The following is a 20681-nucleotide window of genomic DNA, read 5'->3' as shown; positions in this document are numbered from 1 at the left end:
CGAGAGTGTTTCCTCTATCCTTTCTCTTCGCTGTGCTTATCTCAATGGTCAACTTTCTACTTGATGTATCTGCAAAAGTGAGATGCACCCGTAACCGCACTTTTTTAGGTAGTCCCATCCTAAGAGTTTTCCCACTTGTTCTCTCCCGGTCTTTTGGGCGATCCATAATGCAACTTTTGGTCCACTCCAGATGCCTTTATCGGGCGATTCTCCTTTTAAACTTAAACGCAGTTCTTCTAATTGAAGAGCATTGAGTAAGGCATGGCTGGGACGTTTTTTTGGGGACGGCTTTTTTTGAATAATTGCTGTCTCTCCTTGCTGGTTATAGCTTTTAACTATTGTTTGAGCATAGTCATAATTGATGCCAATTACTGCTGCTGCTTCTTTGATGGTCCAGGATAGCGAAATTAACCACAATAGTTGCCAACGACGGGCTTCTATGGGATTGGTTGTCTCTCGATAACGGTGCTTGAGTTCTGCTGCACTCAAGTAGGGTTCTAGATGTGCAATTCTTGTCATCTTTTTGTTTGAACCTTTAACTTACATCAACGAACGATGGTAGCTCATAAACCACCAGTAAACGAGTCGTGAGCAGGGGAATATGTCGCCCGCCTGGCGTGTCGAGCGCCCGCCAATATGGCTAAGTTTCGGTATAGCCGTCATAAAGGGGGTAGCTAACCCGGATTTGGTATCACTGATGAAGAGTGTTCAATAAGATGCGTTCCCCCTGGTGGGGTTATGGAAAGGATAAATAATCGAATTAAGTTGATTATGCGACAAGGATATGGATTTTCTAATTTGGAAAACTTTCGAACTCGTGTATTAGCTTGCTTTTCTAATTAGATAAAAATTTCACCGTAAGTTCCAGAGAGCCATCTCAATGGTCAACTTTCCACTTGATGTATTTGCAAAAGTGAGATGCAGCCCCCTTATCTTCCACTGCATGGCAGTTTAGTTTTGAGGAATGTTGACAGTAACTTTAATGTTATCACCTGCGCTTCAACCCCAGCACGCTGAGAAAAAAGCTCGACAAAACCATCTGCAAACCGACGGTCAGGCAAGTGAGCGAGGGAATAACCAAACGCAGAGTTTTAGAAGGGTCGAGAGAACCGAAAGCCGTTTCGCTCCAGATAGTTAATGACAAGAACGAGCCAACTATTCCGATTAAAATCAGCGTTACTCCGACAATCAATCCTGTCTCTAACGTTACATAGCGAAATATTTTGTTGAGTTTGGGGTCTTCGGGCAGAAATTTCTCGCTGATGGCAAAAATCTTGGTGAAGAAAGCGAAAGTTACTGCTTGAAAACCGATGATAATTGCGATCGCACCATAAAGCAGCGTGTGTACATCAAAGCTGATACTCCCAATCTTTTGAGTACCGGGCAACAGCCAAACCACGATAATTAGACCCCAAATCATCAGCGCAGTACCCGGATACAAAAACAGCCACCGAGGACTGTAAAGCAGCAAAAATCGGAGGTGCCGCCAGCCATCTCGCCAAGTTCGCAAGTGCGGCGGTCGGCTGCGGCCGTCGGGAGAAAGTACGGTTGGGATTTCAGTTATCCGCAGCTTGTATACAGAGGCCTTGACCACCATTTCGCTAGCAAATTCCATCCCCGTTGTTTGCAAGTCGAGTTTCAAAATTGAGTCTCTCCTAAAACCCCGCAATCCGCAGTGAAAGTCGCCGACAGGACTTGCGAAAAATAGCCGCCCAACCCATGTCAGCACCGGATTTCCTAAATATTTGTGCAGCGGCGGCATGGCCCCAGGTTTGATGCCCCCTTGAAACCGGTTTCCCATTACTAAGTCGAAACCTTCTCGCAATTTGTTGACAAAAAAGCCGAGGTTGGAAAAATTGTAGCTGTCGTCAGCATCGCCCATGATAATATAAACTCCGCGCGCTGCGATGATGCCTCCCATCAGAGCGCTGCCGTAGCCTTTGGCTGCTACGGGCACAACTCTCGCTCCCATTCTGGTAGCGATAGCTTGAGAACCGTCAGTGCTGCCGTTGTCTGCTATGATGACCTCGCCGGCAATATCAAGTTCGCGCAGCGACCTCAGTGCTTTCTGTATGCAGATTTCTAAAGTTTCTGCTTCGTTCAGGCAAGGCATGAGTATCGATAGTTCTAGAGTATATTCTCCGCTTGGATTGGTCTGCTCTGCCATATATTTGTTCCACTCTCGATCGCGCTCAACCATACTTGATTTTCCCGTATCTCTGCTTAAAATATTAGTGGTGAATAAAACCTAGCAAAACTTAATTAAATTTTTTCAGGTTTTTGGGAACGGCAGTTTTTGATTGTACTATATGTTAGTAAACTTATGAATAGAAGCGTTTTTTTGTTATTGCTGGCTGCAATATTGTGCGGCGTCGCAGGTCAATTTAGTCTGAAGGCAGGAGCTAAAATATTAGGGCCCATTGGCGCTGCTAATTTAATAGAAAAAATTATAGCAATGGCTACTCAGCCGTTGATAGTAGGTGGTCTTTCTTTGTATGCAATTTCTTCGATCGGGTTTATTGTAGTTTTGTCGCGGGCAAACCTTAGCATAGTCTCGCCTTTACTGTCAATTAGTTACCTATTTACTGTTTTAGGTGGCAAACTTATATTTCACGAGCCTTTGCCGCCGCTGCGGTTAGTAGGCGTGGCCATGATTATGACGGGAGTAATTTTTGTACTCAGAGGTCAAGCTGGGGGGGTGACTGGAGGCAACTAGCGATCGCTTTTAAGATTGACGCTGGAGTGCTGAATTGATAACTTAGGTCAAAGGGTGTATTTGAGCATTCTGTTATGAAATGATGCTGCTTTATGTCTAATATTTCTGAGCCTGTAAATCCCAATCAATTATTGAGCGATCGCACCGCAGTTCTTGCTACCATGCACCAAAAAGAACGGGTAATGGCTCCCGTTTTGGAACGAGAATTTGGCGTAAACATTATAGTACCGGCGGATCTTGACACGGACGCTTTCGGCACATTCACCAGAGAAGTTAAACGCTTAGGAACACAAATAGAAGCGGCTCGCCACAAAGCACAAAAAGCCCTAGACATTGCGGGCGAAACTCTTGCCTTTGCCAGCGAAGGTACTTTCGGCCCTCACCCAATGATGCCGTATATTCCTGCTAACAGAGAAATCGTACTTTTATTAGACCAAGCCAACAATCTAGAACTAATCGGCGAATCTTTGTCGGTAGAAACTAATTACAGTCACCAGTTAATTCCCAGTATAGAAAAAGCGGATGATTTTGCAAAAAAAGCGGGATTTCCAGATCACGCACTGGTGGTTGTAGTTGGCGACGCTGCCCTCGGTAACGGTGAAATTGTCAAGGGCATTAAGACAGAAAAACAACTTTTTGACGCTGTAACAGCCGGCTTAAAAAAATCGTCAGCCGGCCGAGTTCACATCGAAACAGATATGCGGGCGATGTACAATCCAACTCGGATGAAAAACATCGAAAATGCAACTCTCGATTTAGTTAAAAAATTTAAGCAATTCTGCCCGGAGTGCGGTTGGCCGGGATTCGATATTGCTGAGACGAAAATCGGATTGCCCTGCGGACTTTGTTATTTTCCGACTCAGCTAGTGCGATCGGCAATCTATAAATGCAAAAACTGCGGTTATACTAAAGAAAAACAATTTCCCGACGGTCGAGAGACTGCCGATCCTTCCCTGTGTCAATATTGCAACCCTTAGAAAAATAATTGCACAAAAATAGTAAAATTTGCAACAATATTATTGATAGTTCCCTTATTAAATTCACTAATGATAGCCGTAGAAACAGAACGCAACTGGAAACCCGTTATTAAAGAATTCGAGGCTGTAGTTGGCAAAAATGGCGTCGTACAGCGCCGCGAAGAATTGATTGTCTACGAGTGCGACGGACTCGCCAGCTACCGCCAGCGCCCCGCCGTGGCGGTATTGCCTCGAACTACGGAGGAAGTGGCGCAAGTGGTCAAAATATGCGATCGCAACTCAGTTCCCTGGGTGGCTAGAGGCGCTGGAACAGGCCTTTCCGGCGGCGCTTTGCCTGTAGAAAACTGCGTGCTGATCGTTACTGCCCTGATGCGAAAAATCCTGAAAGTAGACTTAGAAAATCAGCAAGTAGTCGTGCAACCGGGAGTAATTAATAACTGGGTAACGCAAGCAGTTAGCGGCGCTGGTTTCTACTACGCGCCAGATCCTTCCAGTCAAATTGTTTGTTCGATTGGCGGCAACGTTGCCGAAAATTCTGGCGGCGTTCACTGCCTCAAATACGGAGTCACAACGAATCACGTTTTAGGACTAAAATTGGTACTGCCCGACGGTTCTATTGTCGATGTCGGTGGCGAAATTTCCGAAATGCCCGGTTACGATTTAACTGGTGTATTTGTCGGTTCCGAAGGCACTTTAGGAATTGCCACAGAAGTTACTCTCCGAATTCTCAAAGCGCCGGAATCGATTTGCGTTCTCCTAGCGGATTTTTCCACTATAGAAGCAGCGGGCGAATCAGTTTCCGATATTATCAGCGCTGGTATTATTCCCGGCGGTATGGAAATTATGGACAACATCAGCATCAATGCTGTGGAAGATGTGGTGGCAACTGGATGTTATCCCCGCGATGCGGCGGCAATTCTCCTCGTAGAAATCGACGGTTTAGAAGTGGAAGTTGCCACAAACAAACAGCGGATTGCCGACATTTGCAAGCATAACGGAGCACGAAATATTACCACGGCAAGTGACCCGGAAACGCGCCTAAAAATTTGGAAAGGGCGGAAAGCTGCTTTTGCGGCGGCGGGTCATCTCAGCCCGGATTATTACGTGCAAGATGGCGTAATTCCCCGAACGCAAATGGCTTATGTTTTGAAAGAAATTGAGGGTTTGAGCGAGAAATACGGTTATCGAATTGCTAATGTATTTCACGCAGGAGACGGGAATTTACACCCCCTGATTCTGTACGATAACTCGGTAAAAGGTGCGCTGGAAAAGGTAGAAGAATTGGGCGGGGAAATTCTCAGGCTTTGCGTGAAAGTTGGCGGAAGTCTTTCCGGGGAACACGGCATCGGCGCTGACAAGAAGTGTTTTATGCCGGATATGTTTTCGGAGGTAGATTTGGAGACGATGCAGTGGGTGCGTCAGGTGTTTAATCCGAAAGGTTTGGCGAATCCTGGGAAGATGTTTCCGACGCCGAAGACTTGCGGGGAAGCGGCGAGGGCTAAGGTTGAAACTTTTAAGAAGTTGGAGGGTGCAGAGGTTTTTTAATTCGCTATTTATGCGGGTAAGGTGAGCCGAAAAGCACCTGACAATTGTCTCTACAGTGGCGATGCAAAGCCTCTAAATATGCGTTCCCAGCCAGAGTCTGGGAACGAGAAAAAACGATTTTTCTCGTTTTTTAGGAGTGCGAGCGTCCCGCTCGCTTGTTTGCCTATATATCAAGTTGGTAAGGTGCAGATTGCACATTCCGCGCTAAGGTGCGATCGGAATTCTGATAGTAAATTCCGTGCCCTTGCCCAATTCCGAAGTACAGTATAATTCGCCTTTGTGTCTTTCTACAATAATTTGATAGCTAATTGACAAACCCATTCCTGTGCCTTTGCCAATGGGCTTGGTAGTAAAAAATGTATCGAAGATATGCTGTTTGACTTGCTCAGTTATTCCCGGGCCGTTGTCGGCAATTTTAATTTCTACAAAATTGCCGACAACTTCCGTACCAATCCTAATTTGGCTGGGATTTTCTAGCATTCCTTGACAATTTTGCCTACTGTTCGCATCTTCTAAAGCATCGATCGCATTGCTGAGAATATTCATAAAAACTTGATTTATTGGCCCAGCAAAACACTCAACAGTCGGCAATTCTTCGTATTGTTTGACAATTTGAATTGGCGGCTTTTCTCCGTTCCCTTTCAAACGGTGATTGAGAATTAACAGCGTGCTGTCAATACCTTCGTGGAGGTTAACGGGTTTCATCTGTGAATCGTCATGGCGCGAAAAGTTCCGCAGCGACTGCACAATCTGGCAAATCCGCTCCACACCAACGCTCATTGAAGACAGTATTTTAGGTAAATCTTCCGCTAAAAAATCGAGATCTTTTTTTTCTCTTTCCTCTTGAATTTCGGCGACTGGATTAGGATAGTGCTGTTGATAAAGTTCGAGGTGCTGAAACAAGTCTTGAGTATAATTTGTGAGATGAGCGATATTGCCGTAAATGAAGCTGACTGGGTTGTTAATTTCGTGAGCGACGCCTGCCAGTAGCAATCCCAAGCTAGACATTTTTTCGCTTTGAACTAATTGGGAATGAGTGGCTTTGAGTTGGTTAAGTGTGGCTGCTAGTTGAGCGGCTTGTTCTCTGCTTTGTGCTTCGGAATTATGCAAGGCTTCTTCGGCTTGTTTGCGCTCAGTGATGTCTCTCTGTACGCCAATAAAATGAGTTAATTTGCCCATTCGATCGCGCACGGGAGATATTGAGAAACAATTCCAAAAAGCGGTTCCGTCTTTGCGGTAATTCTTTAATATTACCTTGCATTCGCTTTCTGTTTGGAAGGCTTGGCGAATGATTTCTACTGCCGCCGGATTCGTATCGCTTCCGTGCAAAAATCGGCAGTTTTTTCCGAGAATTTCCTGTCGGCGATAACCTGTCATGCTTTCAAATGCGGGATTGCAATAAATAATGGGATGTTCTGGGTGAGTGGCGTCAGAAATCGTAACTCCGGTGCTAGTAGCTGCTATAGCTCGATCGTACAACCAAAGCATTTCTTCTGCGCGCTTGCGATCGGTAATGTCCCGCAACGTAGCTAAATAAGCCATTTCTCCCTCCCATTCCGTTTCCACCACCCGCATTTCTACTACAGCATTTGCTTTTTGCTGGCGAATAGCTTCAACTTCTGTTTGCACGACGCGAGTTCCTGCTACTTCTGTTTTTCCAACTTGGGGAATAATATCCGTGGCCATCTCAATGTCGCAAGCTGAACTTTCTACTACCAAATTGCCAAAAAATGCTTGACCTAAAAGTTCCTCTGCTTTGCAGTTAAACAGCGCTTCTGCTGACGGATTGGCAAAACACACAAGTCCTCGCTTGTTAACGATTGCGATGCCGTCGGCATTTTTTTCGATCACATTCCGAAACCGAGATTCGCTAGCCTTCAAATCCTGCTTTAGCTGTTCCATCGATCGCTCCATCTGCTGCAGTTCGCACAAACTAACACTATAAGCTTCGGAAATGTTAGCCTCTGTCGAATTCTCTGCTCTTTTTTTGGGCATCTCTTGGTAGTCTCTTCTATTGGTCATATTTTGAGCATTTTTTTTATGGTTTCTGCTAATATTACTGAGCTTGTTTTCAGGATCGGCTTCTTGAAAAAACATATTTAAACCCTACCAAATTATTTTTTAGATGAAGGTGTTGCATCGCCCAATGTTCCCGCAAATTTAGGGATAGAGCAATTTACACCCGATGCTAGCACATTACTTTTAGAATTCATCATAAAACATCGTTAAAATTGAAGAGCGATCGCCATCGAATTATCTATTACGCTTTTTTAAGTAACTTAAACAACATTGACACTTACGTAGGGAGACGAACTGTGAAGGCTGGATATGGCTTCAATTCGCCTCGCACTGGACAAAATAACCAGAGCCACGCGCAAGTCCTCAATATTTAGAAGCCACGGGTCAGTATAAAAAATCATATAGTTTTGACAAAAAATAAGGTTAAAAATAAGCGGACTCATCTTTGAATACTCAAAAATAATCATAATTAGCATCTATCAAATCATATCCCTGCCACCAAATTTGATATAGAATATAACCTGTCTATTTTTGCGCTCGCAACTTCAAACCAATGGCACGTCTAGCACTTCTGAGCACATCTAATAAAACCGGACTAATCGACTTAGCGCGCAGTCTAGTAGAAGAATTTGAATTTGACATAATTAGCAGCGGCGGGACAGCAACTGTCCTCAAAGAAGCTGGAATTCCCGTCACCAAAGTTGCAGAATATACTGGTTCTCCCGAAATTTTGGGAGGTCGAGTCAAAACACTTCACCCGCGAATCCACGGTGGTATTTTAGCACGCCGCGATGTACCGCAAGATCTAACAGATTTAAATGAAAATCAAATTCGGGCTATCGATCTAGTTGTAGTCAATTTGTATCCATTTGAAGAGACAATTGCGAAACCGGGAGTAACGCTAACCGACGCAATAGAGCAGATAGATATCGGCGGGCCGGCGCTGCTGAGAGCTTCAGCCAAAAACCACGCTCATTTGACAGTTTTGTGCGACCCCGAACAGTACAATACTTATTTAGCAGAAATGCGGCAAAACGGCGGGGAAGCCTCCTTGAAATTCCGGCAAAGATGCGCGCTGGAAACCTTCAAACATACAGCCAACTACGATCGCGCGATCGCAAGTTATCTCAGCAGCCAATCCGCTGAAGAATCTGTGCTACCAGAGCAGTTTAATTTATCAGGCAAAGAGTTGCAAACTCTCCGCTACGGCGAAAATCCCCATCAAGCCGCCACCTGGTATCAAAGCGGAAGTATACCGACAGGCTGGACGACTAGCACCATCCTGCAAGGCAAAGAATTAAGCTACAATAATTTAGTAGATTTAGAAGCAGCAAGGCGGCTGATCGTAGAATTCCCGGACACCCCCGCCGCCGCTATTCTGAAGCATACAAATCCTTGCGGCACAGCCTTGGGAAAAACTATTTCTGAAGCGTATCAAAAAGCCTTCGACACCGATTCAGTCTCAGCTTTCGGCGGAATTGTCGCCCTCAACCGCCCGATTGATGCTGCTACCGCAACGGCCTTAACTCAAACATTTTTAGAATGTATTGTCGCGCCAGGGTGCGAACAGGAAGCCGAAGAAATTATCAAGAAAAAGGCGAAAGTTCGAGTATTAATTTTGCCAGATTTGACTCAAGGGCCGCCACAAACTGTTAAAATTATTGCAGGCGGTTTGCTGGTGCAAGAGTCAGATAATATAGTAGAAGAAACTAGCAAATGGCGGACTGTTACTGAGAAACAGCCGACGGCGGGAGAGTTGGAAGAATTGCTGTTTGCTTGGAAAGTAGCGAAACACGTCAAATCAAATGCGATCGTTGTGACGCGCGATCGCACTACAATCGGTGTCGGCGCCGGACAAATGAATCGCGTGGGATCGGTTAAACTAGCATTGGAACAAGCAGCAGAGAAGAGCAAAGGAGCGATTTTGGCCAGCGATGGTTTCTTCCCCTTCGACGATTCAGTCAAAACTGCGGCTGAGGCGGGAATAATTGCGATCGTCCAACCAGGCGGAAGTATGCGCGATCGAGATTCCATCGAAGCAGCCAACCAACTCGGAATCACAATGGTTTTCACCGACATCCGCCACTTCTTGCATTAATTAAGTTCGTAGTGTAGTAATGACATCTTAGGTATCTCTCACGAACAAACAAGATGCCTGTTCCACAAAGAGTCAATTCTCTTGTGGGATGGGCTTCTAGCCCGCCCTCAAGTAATGATTAAATTTTTGTTCTTCCTTCTTCCTTCTTCCTTCTTCCTTCTTCCTTCTTCCTTCTTCCTTCTTCCTTCTTCTATAACTAACGGCTATGAATACCACAATTCAACAGCAAATTAAACCCCAAGACGTAAAAGTCAAAATCCTGCTCACCGGGGGACATCAGTGCACCGTCACCCTCAAATCCGACACACCTTTATTACACAGCCTTGTCAAAACATTAGTCGATCGCACTCAACAAACACCCGGTTTTTCCACCTTATTTCAAATCCCTATAGACGGAGGTCGTTCCGCCCTTTCTTTTCCCGGCGAAAACCTAGTCGGATTAGTCACCGAACCCCCAATTTACTTGCAGCAACTGCAACCGCAGCAGCCTGCAACTCCCGTAGAAATTCCCGCCACAGAAATTCCCGCCCCTGCGCCGCCTGTAAATGACGATTTAATATCTCGCTACGCCCAAATAGACAACTTTTTGACACCCGCAGAAAAGAATAAACTCATAAAATATGTCTTAGCAAAAGAATCAGAATTTGTCAGTACCAGCACCTCAACCAATGCCGAAGATTATCGGCGTTCGATGGTACTCCACTCGTTCCCCGAATTTTCCGAACTGATGGTTAATCGCATCAAAGCAATTCTCCCGGACGTACTGAAAAAATTAAATATCCCCTCATTTCTGCTTGGTGAAATAGAAGCTCAATTAACCATGCACAACGACAACAACTTTTACAAACTTCACAACGACAGTGGCTCTCCAGATACCGCAAGCAGATTTTTTACTTACGTTTACTATTTCAATCGAGAACCCAAAGCTTTTTCTGGAGGTGAATTGCTGATTTATGACAGCAAAATTGAGAACAATTTCTATGTTGCGGACGAGACATTCAGAACCGTTGAGCCTCGTAATAACAGCATCGTATTTTTTCTGAGTCGGTATATGCACGAAGTTTTGCGAGTTAGCTGTCCCTCGAAAGCTTTTGCTGATAGTCGCTTTACTATTAACGGCTGGGTGCGCAAAGCAAATTGAGGTAAGACGAAATTAGGGTTGATTCTCCTCGAAAAATCGGCGGTTGAAACCGCTACTATACAAACAAATTCAGCCCGCGCGGACTCAAGATTAAAGGGGGTAAATTAACTCAATAAACCCCTCGGGGCGGGTTTGTCAATAGCCTTAAAAAGTACAGATAGATTAAATAAACCCGCCCCCAACCCGCGATATCACTGCTGTGCTCCAGCACTTTTGAGCAATTTCACCACACTGGAATAACGTTTGAACTCAGCCAGCATTAAAGCTGTATAATTTCCCGGATTTTTGTGGTTTAGTTCTGCACCAGCAGCAATTAAAATTTTTACTGCCTCAGCATAACCCCGATGCGCAGCCCACATTAAAGCTGTTGCGCCCGAATCATCCAGCAAGTTGACATCCGCACCTTTTTCGACTAATAATTGGACGATCGCAATATAACCGCGATCGCACGCCTTCATTAAAGCCGTTTTCCCCAAATCCGCCGGGACATTGGGATCTGCACCGCCGTCAAGCAAAGCCTTCACCGTCTCGGTATGTCCGTGAAACGCAGCCAGCGTCAAAGCAGTCTCCCCAAAGTTTTTAGCATTCAGGAAATCAGGCTGATTGGAGTTTACTTTTTGCAGCAAAGCCGATACGATCGCACTATGGCCGTGAACAGCCGCCACCAGTAAAGGCGTATCGCCCAACCGATTTCTCGAACCGACACTAGCACCTCGGTTTAAAAGCAATTCCACCACATCTTCGCAGCCTTCAACCACTGCAAAATTCAAAGCAGTTTCATCATCTTTATCCTTAGCATTGATATCGGCGCCAGCATCGAGTAAGATATGGGCGATCGGCAAATTTCCCCCAGCAGCAGCGGCCATCAAAGCCGTGCCCCCATCTCCATTTTTCACATTCGCATTAGCACCCGCACCAAGCAAAGTTTGCACCACATCAGTATTGCCGGAATCCGCAGCCAAAGTTAAAGCAGTTTCGCCCTCTTTGTCGCGAATTTCGGCATCAGCACCAGCAGCCAACAGCGCCTCGACAACAGCCAAATTTCCTGTCGTCGCAGCCAGCATCAAAGCAGTTTTGCTCTCTAGATTTTTAACATTAGCATCCGCCCCACAATTGAGCAAAATTCCCACAATTTCAGCGCTTCCTTGACGGACAGCTAAAAACAGCATAGAATTGTCAGCAACCGCACCCGCATCCACCAAAGCTTTAACAACAGCTAGATGACCGGATAAAGCAGCTATTTTTAGAGCAGAATCTCCATCTTTATCTCGGACATTTACATCAGCATTAGCATCAAGTAAAAGCCGCACAACATTGATATCACCTTTCAGAGAAGCCGCCATCAAAGCCGTACTTCCATCATCATTTTTAGCATTAACATCAGCACCCCCAGCTAACAACAGCCGTGCAGAATCAGGCTGTTTGTGAGCCGCCGCCAGCATCAAAGCCGTCAGCCCAAAACGCCTGCTCGCTTGATTGACATTAGCGCCATTGTTTAGTAAGATACGCACGATTTCCGTATAGCCCTTTTGGGTCGCAAACATCAAAGCCGTCGTCCCCTCAGAGTCTTTGGCATTAGCGTCAACTCCCTTAGCGAGTAAAGCTTGGACGTGAATAATGTTGCCGGTCTTGGCGGCTTGAATCAATACAGCGTCTTGTTTAGTGGCAGGCATAATAGTGTCTCATCCCGTATATTTTTACCGTCGCATGAGACGGCCTGACTGGTATGCTAAGTTTTATGAAGTATGTTTGCTAATCCTCAGAACACTATGAATCTCGAAATTCCTCAGTCAGTTAAAGTTTGGAGCCAATTCTTCCACCCAGTTTTAATGTGGGTATTGCTAGCAATCTCATTGTATGCTTTGTATCTCGGCCTGCAAATCCGCCGTACCAGAAGCGCGGAAGGCGAAGTCAAAAAAGAGTTAATTAAGGGCAAATTCAACATCAAGCACCACCAAATGGGTTCTTTGTTGCTAGCGTTAATGGTAACGGGGGCGATCGGCGGGATGGCCGTCACCTACATCAACAACGGCAAACTATTTGTCGGCTCCCACTTGCTAGCAGGATTGGGAATGACGGCAATAATTGCGATCGCAGCCTCGCTGACTCCTTTGATGCAAAAAGGCAATGATTGGGCGAGAAACGCTCACATCTTTCTGAATGTTGTGCTCTTGGGGCTGTTTGGCTGGCAAGCGGTAACAGGCGTGGAAATCGTGCAGAGAATTATCAGCAAGATGTGATAATTTTGGTAAGATTGCTAATTGCTAATTGCTTTGGGGCGATTAGTGATTAGCAATTTAATTGTCAGATTATCCTGATCCTCCTTGTTATACAATAGAGTGGCAGTTTAAAACAGCGACGGGGTGAGATCGGCATCAGTTGCCTTTACTGTCAGAGTCTCTCAATTGTATTCCAAAGTTTAAGGTCCCGGCGTTGTGGGCGGATAGCTGGTATCAACGATGTTTTCTGGGGTTTGGGAAGATGCCGGAGTATCAGAAATCTTGCTGATTACTTGAGACATTAAGGTTCTGTATGCTTGCTGAGGATGAGTTGGTTCGTCAGGATATTTGACTTCTACTAATTTTTCTGACAACATTGGATTAATAAAATGAGTCCTAATTGTTTCCGAACTGCGATTCAATAGTTCACCTAATCTTTTGGCAGTTAAATATCTTTCCGAGCAAAGTTTCAGAATAGTGTTTCTCATCAAGTCAGGGCTTACCCGATTTTTTTCTCGCACAGGAGTAGCTATTTCTAGTAAAAATAAGTTTTCATCATTATGCACAGAGTTAGGCTCGTTATGCACGGAGCTTGATTCATTATGCACGGAGCTAGGCTCATTATGCACGGAGCTAGGCTCATTATGCACGGAGCTAGGCTCGTTATGTTCGGAGCTTGGAAGCAGTGAAAGCAAATCCAATTGACCTTTATTTGGTAGAGCGTACTGCGTTCCACGCCCACGTCCTGATTGCGCCAACCAGCCGTTATTGACCAAGTGCTTTAGGCACTCTCCTATGTCTCTAGGATGTTCCTCTCTGTAACACTGAATGTCACTATTACTAATTTCTCCAAACTGATGCGCTAGTACCAAAATAATCCGATCTAATTCTGTTAGTTGACAGTAGTTATCTCCCACTATTTCTTTTATTTCTTGCTCAACGTCTTGGGGAATTAAACTAAGCATTGGTAGGGCCACTGATGTCATTTCTAAATCGAATTTTTCTGAGACGAGGGGCCTAAACCATTGCTGTTCTTTCCAGGCTCGTAGAATCTTTCTAAAACCTGATCCGGCTTTTTCACCTAAACCAAGCATTTGAAACATTGTTTGCAGTTTAGGATTGCGCGGATCGCTGATACCCCCATCATAAAGTTGCCCAAGAGAAATCCTTAAGCGACCTGGATTATTGAACAAAAAACCATTAGGGAACTTAGTTACTACAACAGGACGAGAAGATAAGTGATCGGCATGAATTAAAGCATTTACCAGAGCCTCGCGGACAGCTTCATGGACATGAGTTTCTCCTCGTCTCACAGCATCTTTATCTAGTTTAAATGGAATATCTAAATCATTAACTAAACGACTATAGACGCGATAATAAAAATTGAAAAGATTAGGCTCCCACTTGCCATCAAGTGTCAGACGATATGTCCAGCGAATTTCTGGATCGTTAGACAGTCGTTCTTGATAGTCTAGTTGATAGCGGGGAAGTGCATCTAAAATACTATTTCCTCTCCCGAACATCAGTAAACCAGCTATAGTTAACCCTTCTTGAGCAGTAGTTCTCTCGCGCCTCCATCCGCCTAACTGAATCAATAAATTGCGATCGTCCAATCCGAGCCAAGGATGATCTGGTTCTCTGGAAATAAACCGTTGGCGAAAAGATTTTAAAGTTTCTGGATCGAGGTCGCCAAGGTCAAATTTATGTAAAATTTGGATATCTTGAGGATCGTTGTTGGCATCGCGCAACATTTGACGAACTTCATCATCAGTGCAAGGATAATCCCCGTCATGGTTACGTTTATAGGTTCCCATCATGGGATTTTTATTAATATAAACTGGGCGTTGGGTTCTCGTTGCTCTGGGAACTTTAATAATAACTAAATTACGATCTTCTATATTCAAAGTTTGTACGTCAGAATTGCCGCAAATTGAAAAGCTCAGTTTTTGCAGATTATTATGATTATTCCAAAACTCTTTAAGTAAAACGTTAGGATTGCGGACACCTGAAATCTCGAACCTATTTCGATTTTCCGTGACACCCAGAACAATATAGCCGCCATCTGTGTTTGCAAAGGCTGATAAAGTTTTCCAAACTTCATTGGGGAAACCACCGTCAGCAGACTTAAATTCAATGTCTTGGTCTTCTCCAAGGTTTATGCGATCGAGTAATGTTTCTAAATCCATTTAAGTTTTGTCTTCCTTGGAAGAAGAGGGAGGGATGGCACCAAACCGGAATCACAGGCTCACCAGAGTTTAAGGAAGCGATCGCCCTTGCCATATCAAACTCTACCAGATCGATCGCCATGAATGAGTTTCACCACAGCATAAACCGCCACGGCGAAACCGGATGCGTAAACTCTGGTTCCTTCTCCCTCAATGGACAAAACTCTGTCATCACTGACAAAGAATTTGTGGCTGTATAAATTAAAAAAGGCGGCACCCAGATTTGAACTGGGGGTGGAGGTTTTGCAGACCTCTGCCTTACCACTTGGCTATGCCGCCGTCACGTCTGAAAATTGACGTTTTCTTATAGTACACCAAATCTCGAAAATTTTAACATACCTGTCAAAATTTTCGTAAAGCGCAGCTATCCCCAACGTGCACGCGTTCCCCAAGGCTAGGGAATCGCCCTTTTTTCCCATATCCCCAAAACCCTTGTGGGAAGGTACTCTAGAACTATAGCAACGACCCGCAACACCAGCCATGACTCCAGTTTCTCCCGTACTCGTCGCCCAAATCACCGACACTCACTTGTTTGCAGAGATCGATCGAGAATGGAAAGGCCTCTCAACAGCCCGCACCCTCCAAGCAGTTCTCGATCGCTTGCAACAGATACAGCCGCCGCCCGACTTACTCCTACTCACAGGCGACTTGTCCCAAGACGAAACACCCGAATCCTACCAGCGCCTCGTCTCCCTCATCGCCCCCCTCGGAATTCCCGCCTACTGGATACCTGGGAACCACGACAACATCCCAGTCATGGCAGAAATCTTAAATCAGTCGCCTCTTTCCCCAGAAAAATCATGGATGTTAGGAAACTGGCAATTTCTATTACTTTCGAGTGTGGAAGCGGGATGCGACGGCGGGCGGCTTTCCCCAGAAAGCTTGCATTGGCTCGACTCTCAACTGCAACAAACGGGCGATCGACCTGTTATCATTGCCTTGCACCATCATCCTTTGCCGATCGACTCTGAAATAATGGATGGAATGATGCTGCACAATGCCGATGAATTTTTAGCAATTGTCGATCGATATCCTCAAATCAAAATCGTTCTTTGTGGCCACATTCACCAAGAATTTCAACAACAGCGGGGCTCAGTTACCTACTTGGGGACACCCAGCACCTGCATCCAACTTTTACCGAAAAGTCATCCGATTATCCTTGACCAAATCCCCCCGGGATTTAGATTGCTTGAATTGGCGATCGACGGTACTTGGAACACCAGAGTTGAGCGAGTTGCTGCACAATTGCCACCAGATTAATCTTTTGCTGTCTGGATAAAGTAATTAAATTTGTATCAAATTTACATTTTGTTGTCAATACATCAAGAGATAGATTTTTTTTAGCAGCCCCATCTTTTATGATATTTATTAACCATAGATTGCAGACATACGTAAACTAGCGAGCTACGAACACAAATGTCGATCGCAATTTGACAAAATAGGAAAAACTAAATTTATGTCTGAACTAAATGGCGTGATGATGCAGTATTTCCACTGGTACAGCCCCGACGACGGCAGCCTGTGGAATCAGCTAGCGAAATCTGCAAAAGATTTAGCCAAAAAAGGCGTTACATCCCTGTGGTTGCCGCCAGCCTATAAAGGAACCGGCGGCGGTATGGATGTAGGTTACGGCGTCTACGACTTATTCGATTTAGGCGAGTTCGACCAAAAAGGGTCGGTACGCACGAAATACGGCACAAAAGATGAGTATTTGGCTGCCATTAAAGCTGCACAAGATGCTGGAATTCGGATTTATGCCGATGTTGTCTTCAACCACAAATTAGGTGCCGATGCAGAAGAAGAATCCGAAGCCACACCCTTCAATCCCGACAACCGGAATGACACTGTAGGCGAATATCAAAAAATCAAAGCTTGGACGCATTTTACCTTCCCCGGTCGCGACAAAAAATATTCCAGCATGGAGTGGCATTGGTGGCATTTTGACGCCATTGATTACAACGTTTACAACACAGAAACCCATGCCATTTACCTGCTCAAAGGTAAAGAATTCGATCGAGGAGTAGACTTAGAAAAAGGCAATTTTGACTACCTCATGGGTTGCGATTTAGATATGGACAACCCAGAAGTCACCGGGGAATTAAAATACTGGGGTGAGTGGTATGTCGATACAACAAACGTTGACGGCTTTCGCTTCGATGCCGTCAAACATGTTAAAGCAGAATTTTTCCAAGAATGGTTGGAACACGTCCGCCACTATGCCCAACGCGACCTATTTGCCGTAGGCGAATATTGGTCTTACGAAGTGGAAGCTTTGCACAGCTTCATCGAAGCAACCGATGGTAAAGTCACCTTATTTGACGCACCTCTCCACTACAACTTCCACGCTGCTAGCAAAGCCGGCAATAGCTACGACTTGCGAACAATTTTTGATAACACCCTCGTCCAACAGCAACCAGCCCTCGCCGTTACCTTGGTTGACAACCATGATTCTCAACCATTACAATCCCTAGAATCTGTTGTCGAGGCTTGGTTTAAACCTCTTGCCTACGCTTTAATCTTGCTGCGAAGGGAAGGATATCCGTGCATTTTTTACCCGGACTATTACGGCGATAACTATAAAGATACAGCAAACGATGGCAACGAATACGAGATTTGGTTAGACAAACATCAGTTTCTTCTCGATAAATTCTTGTTAGCGCGCCAAACTTATTCCTACGGCAATCAGTACGATTACTTCGACCACGCCAATACCATTGGCTGGACGCGACTCGGAACTGAAGAACATCCGGGCGGCATGGCTGTGGTACTCAGTAACGGAGACGAGGGCACCAAGTTTATGGAAGTAGGGCAACCGAATCGAACTTATATTGACATCACCGAACACATCAAAGAACCAATCACAACTAATGACGATGGTTGGGGTGATTTTCGGTGTAACGCCGGTTCTGTTTCGGTCTGGGTGCCGCAGCAGTAAGGACTGCGTTAAAATTGACGTACTCCTCTGCCTAAAGTAGGGTGCGCAGTGCGCACCTTACCGCTATAATAAGTACATTAAACCACTTTTTACTTTCATGATTTTGATCGCGGAAACTTGTTTGTAGTGAGGAGTAAAGTCCTCTATCTAGTATTATTTTTATGCTATGCGATCGCGCCAAAAATTATTTAATAAAAAATATGAAACTTTCAGCAAAAGTTGCCGTTATTACCGGCGGTGGTTCGGGGATTGGTCGTGCAGCAGCAATTTTAATGGCGAAGGAAGGCGCAAAAGTTGCTATTATCAATCGCACTGTAGAGGCCGGGGAAGAAACCGTCCGCCAGTTGGTCGATGAAGGAGGCTGCGGGCTGGCTATTGCAGCAGATGTGGCGGATTCTCAGCAAATGCAACAGGCATTTCAAACCATTTTTGATGAATATCAAAGAATTGATATTGTGTTGGCAAATGCAGGTATTAACGGTGTATGGTCGCCGATAGAAGAGATAGAACCCGAAGAGTGGGACCGGACAATTAATACCAACCTCAGAGGGACATTTTTGACTGTTAAGTATGCTGTTCCTTATCTGAAAAAACAAGGAGGTTCAATCGTCATTACATCGTCGATTAATGGCACCAGAAGTTTCAGGAAAATTGGTGCCACAGCTTACGCTTCCAGCAAAGCGGCACAAGTAGCTTTAGCAAAAATGCTGGCGCTAGAACTTGCTCCCAGCCAAATCCGAGTCAATGTGATCTGTCCGGGTGGGGTGCTGACAGCCATTGAGGAAAGTACCACTAAGCGCCATCTCGATCGCATTCCAGTCGCGCCTGATGCGATTCAAGATATGATTCCTTTGACTGATAATACCGCCGGTTCTACTGAAGAAGTCGCCCAGTTAGTTTTATTTCTGGTATCAGATGCGTCCAGCTTTATCACAGGTACTGAAGTCTGGATTGATGGGGGCGGTTCTTTGATTTAAAATCTCTATAGCAGCAATTTAAAACATCTTGTTACCAATTACCCATTACCAATAATTAATGATTGACAATTAAGCAATTTGGTTACAAGCCCCCGGATTTATTAGTAGGCTCAATTCTTCCATCTAAAATCTAAAATCTAAAATCTATTGACTCTCCATTTACCATAATTAATGACTGACAATCAAGCAATTTGGTTACAATCCCCCGGATTTATCAGTAGGCTCAATTCTTCAATCTAAAATCTAAAATCTAAAATCTAAAATCGATTGACTCTCCATTTACCATAATTAAGGACTGACACTCAAGGAATTTGGTCACAAGCCCCCCGATTTATCAGTAGGCTCAATTCTTCAATCTAAAATCGAAAATCTAAAATCTAAAATCGATTGACTCTCCAGTTTTTTACAGCCGTTTGCAATGTCTGCGGCAGCCACTTATCGTACTGAGGATAAACAGGCAAACGCTGCACAAGTTGCCATCCCGCTGCTGCTAAAATTTCTGTTAAAGTTTGGTGTTGCAAGTGAGGATAATCGGGATTAACTTCATCCAGCGGTCCGATTCCTCCTAAATCTCTAGCACCAGCTTCTAAACAAGCAAGTAATATGTCTGGCTGTGCAACTAAATTCGGCGGAATTTGCAGCCTGATTTCATCAGGTAAAATGCTGCGGGCGATCGCAATTACTTCCGGCATTTTTGTAGCATCAAAAACTTCCCCGTCCCAACTTTGCTGATTTCCCGGACTGTGCGGCTGGAGGATAACTTCTTGAATGTGATTGTAACGCGAATGGATGCGGGCGATCGCCTCTAAAGTCTCCACCCAATCGCCCTCATTTTCCCCAATTCCCAGCAGCAAACCAGTTGTAAACGGAATCTTTAATTCCCCAGCCCATTCTAACTGTTGCAGCCGCAGCGCCGGCACTTTACTCGGTGCGTGTCGGTGAACCGTTTGTAACAAATCTGGGGCAAGCTGTTCTAGCATCAGCCCCATCGATACATTTACCTCTTTTAACTGTGCCATCTCCTGAAAGCTGAGCGGCCCCACATTAGTATGCGGCAAAAATCCCAGAGCAAGTGCCAGTTCGCACAAATCGTAAATCCGCTGCAACCAAGCTTTTCGCCGTTTACTTTGAGGATGTACCTCGCCGCTGAGGATGAGAATTTCAATTACACCTTGAGTTTGCAGGAAGTTGAGCTGTTTTTCGGCTTCTGGTAGCGTCAGCCAAGGACTTTGCAGGGGTTCGGTCCGAAAATTGCAATAGGTGCAGCGGTTAAAACACTCGTAAGTGGGAACCAGAGTATAAGCAGGGCTGTAGGTGACTGTGCGGGACATTTCTTGGGATTTTTATCGATCGGACTTGTGCAACAACAGATATCTGTGCAGTGCGAGTTTTGCGATCGTCAACCGCAACCCTTCATCTATCTTAACAAGGACGCCTGTCCCGAATCTCGTTGCCCAGGTAGATTATGAGTATTCTTCATTTGTGGGCGATCGTCCGCAAATTCCGCTTTCTGCTTTTAAACTCCCGATACAGCAAGCCTTCTGGCTTGGAATAAGCATAATTTATGTTAAGTATAAGAAAATCTGTGCTTAGAAGGCCTTTACAAACTGAAATAAAAGCTTTATGTTTATTTACATGGCGGAACACAAAGCCGTCAAGAACATTGAAAACCAAATAAAGCAATCATAAAACCATGACCACAACCTTACAGCAGCGCGAAAGCGCCAACCTGTGGGATCAGTTTTGCAACTGGGTCACCAGCACCGAAAACCGCATTTATGTAGGTTGGTTCGGCGTCTTGATGATTCCCACCTTGCTCAGCGCCACCA

At 45.0% G+C, this 20681-nt stretch carries 16 protein-coding genes, 1 tRNA gene and 2 pseudogenes; 12 read left to right on the top strand and 7 right to left on the bottom strand.

Annotated features, from left to right (window positions below; genetic code table 11):
* Positions 1-48 precede the first annotated feature (48 nt).
* Entirely contained in the window at positions 49-519 is a 471-nt protein-coding gene (locus E5S67_RS26325) for a helix-turn-helix domain-containing protein (protein ID WP_172191567.1), read from the bottom strand.
* A 213-nt stretch (positions 520-732) separates the two neighbouring features.
* Here E5S67_RS26325 and E5S67_RS26320 point away from each other — a divergent pair.
* Positions 733-843: pseudogene (locus tag E5S67_RS26320) on the top strand (transposase); the annotation flags it as partial.
* Positions 844-988: 145 nt separating this feature from the next.
* On the opposite strand, the gene E5S67_RS26315 reads toward E5S67_RS26320, so the two are convergent.
* Entirely contained in the window at positions 989-2200 is a 1212-nt protein-coding gene (locus tag E5S67_RS26315) for a glycosyltransferase family 2 protein (protein WP_246276990.1), read from the bottom strand.
* Between the two features lie 123 nt (positions 2201-2323).
* Between E5S67_RS26315 and E5S67_RS26310 the strand changes: the two genes are divergently transcribed.
* From E5S67_RS26310 to glcD, 3 genes are all read left to right on the top strand, one after another.
* Complete coding sequence (locus E5S67_RS26310; RefSeq protein ID WP_172191565.1) at positions 2324-2716, top strand: DMT family transporter; 393 nt, start codon at positions 2324-2326, stop codon at positions 2714-2716.
* 92 nt (positions 2717-2808) lie between these two features.
* The gene (locus E5S67_RS26305; RefSeq protein ID WP_172191563.1) at positions 2809-3693 is read left to right on the top strand and encodes a DUF6671 family protein; all 885 of its coding nucleotides are present in this window, start codon (positions 2809-2811) and stop codon (positions 3691-3693) included.
* Between the two features lie 69 nt (positions 3694-3762).
* Complete coding sequence (gene glcD, locus E5S67_RS26300) at positions 3763-5238, top strand: glycolate oxidase subunit GlcD (protein WP_172191561.1); 1476 nt, start codon at positions 3763-3765, stop codon at positions 5236-5238.
* A 204-nt stretch (positions 5239-5442) separates the two neighbouring features.
* On the opposite strand, the gene E5S67_RS26295 is transcribed toward glcD, so the two are convergent.
* The gene (locus E5S67_RS26295) at positions 5443-7260 is read right to left on the bottom strand and encodes a PAS domain S-box protein (protein WP_246276989.1); all 1818 of its coding nucleotides are present in this window, start codon (positions 7258-7260) and stop codon (positions 5443-5445) included.
* 550 nt (positions 7261-7810) lie between these two features.
* On the opposite strand from E5S67_RS26295, the gene purH reads away from it, so the two are divergent.
* Complete coding sequence (gene purH / locus E5S67_RS26290; protein WP_172191557.1) at positions 7811-9355, top strand: bifunctional phosphoribosylaminoimidazolecarboxamide formyltransferase/IMP cyclohydrolase; 1545 nt, start codon at positions 7811-7813, stop codon at positions 9353-9355.
* 205 nt (positions 9356-9560) lie between these two features.
* Complete coding sequence (locus E5S67_RS26285; protein ID WP_172191555.1) at positions 9561-10496, top strand: 2OG-Fe(II) oxygenase; 936 nt, start codon at positions 9561-9563, stop codon at positions 10494-10496.
* Positions 10497-10687: 191 nt separating this feature from the next.
* Here the strand turns inward: E5S67_RS26285 and E5S67_RS26280 are convergent, their stop codons facing one another.
* Positions 10688-12169, bottom strand: a complete 1482-nt coding sequence (locus E5S67_RS26280; RefSeq protein ID WP_172191553.1) for an ankyrin repeat domain-containing protein — start codon at positions 12167-12169, stop codon at positions 10688-10690.
* A gap of 96 nt (positions 12170-12265) precedes the next feature.
* Between E5S67_RS26280 and E5S67_RS26275 the strand changes: the two genes are divergently transcribed.
* Positions 12266-12736, top strand: a complete 471-nt coding sequence (locus E5S67_RS26275) for a DUF4079 domain-containing protein (RefSeq protein WP_172191551.1) — start codon at positions 12266-12268, stop codon at positions 12734-12736.
* 179 nt (positions 12737-12915) lie between these two features.
* On the opposite strand, the gene E5S67_RS26270 is transcribed toward E5S67_RS26275, so the two are convergent.
* Positions 12916-14901: an RNA-binding domain-containing protein gene (locus E5S67_RS26270; protein ID WP_172191549.1), complete on the bottom strand. Its 1986-nt coding sequence runs from the start codon at positions 14899-14901 to the stop codon at positions 12916-12918.
* On the opposite strand from E5S67_RS26270, the gene E5S67_RS26265 reads away from it, so the two are divergent.
* A complete protein-coding gene (locus tag E5S67_RS26265) occupies positions 14886-15140 on the top strand; it encodes a hypothetical protein (protein ID WP_172191547.1) in 255 nt (84 codons plus the stop codon). The two genes, E5S67_RS26270 and E5S67_RS26265, sit on opposite strands and share 16 nt — an antisense overlap.
* 8 nt (positions 15141-15148) lie before the next feature.
* Here E5S67_RS26265 and E5S67_RS26260 read toward each other — a convergent pair.
* Positions 15149-15219 (bottom strand) — tRNA-Cys (locus E5S67_RS26260).
* Between the two features lie 201 nt (positions 15220-15420).
* Here E5S67_RS26260 and cpdA point away from each other — a divergent pair.
* From cpdA to E5S67_RS26245, 3 genes are all read left to right on the top strand, one after another.
* Positions 15421-16200: a 3',5'-cyclic-AMP phosphodiesterase gene (gene cpdA / locus E5S67_RS26255; RefSeq protein WP_172191545.1), complete on the top strand. Its 780-nt coding sequence runs from the start codon at positions 15421-15423 to the stop codon at positions 16198-16200.
* A 196-nt stretch (positions 16201-16396) separates the two neighbouring features.
* A complete protein-coding gene (locus tag E5S67_RS26250) occupies positions 16397-17875 on the top strand; it encodes an alpha-amylase (RefSeq protein ID WP_172191543.1) in 1479 nt (492 codons plus the stop codon).
* 200 nt (positions 17876-18075) lie between these two features.
* Positions 18076-18852: an SDR family oxidoreductase gene (locus E5S67_RS26245; RefSeq protein ID WP_172191541.1), complete on the top strand. Its 777-nt coding sequence runs from the start codon at positions 18076-18078 to the stop codon at positions 18850-18852.
* A 377-nt stretch (positions 18853-19229) separates the two neighbouring features.
* Here the strand turns inward: E5S67_RS26245 and cofG are convergent, their stop codons facing one another.
* Entirely contained in the window at positions 19230-20183 is a 954-nt protein-coding gene (cofG, locus tag E5S67_RS26240; RefSeq protein WP_172191539.1) for a 7,8-didemethyl-8-hydroxy-5-deazariboflavin synthase subunit CofG, read from the bottom strand.
* A 362-nt stretch (positions 20184-20545) separates the two neighbouring features.
* Between cofG and E5S67_RS26235 the strand changes: the two are divergent.
* Positions 20546-20681, top strand: a pseudogene (locus tag E5S67_RS26235) (photosystem II q(b) protein); the annotation flags it as partial.

Origin of the sequence: Microcoleus asticus IPMA8 (genome assembly GCF_013179805.1) — a bacterium.
Classification (GTDB): domain Bacteria; phylum Cyanobacteriota; class Cyanobacteriia; order Cyanobacteriales; family Microcoleaceae; genus Microcoleus; species Microcoleus asticus.
The sequence above is the reverse complement of the archived record's forward strand: the minus strand, read 5'-3'. Positions and strand labels throughout refer to the sequence as shown.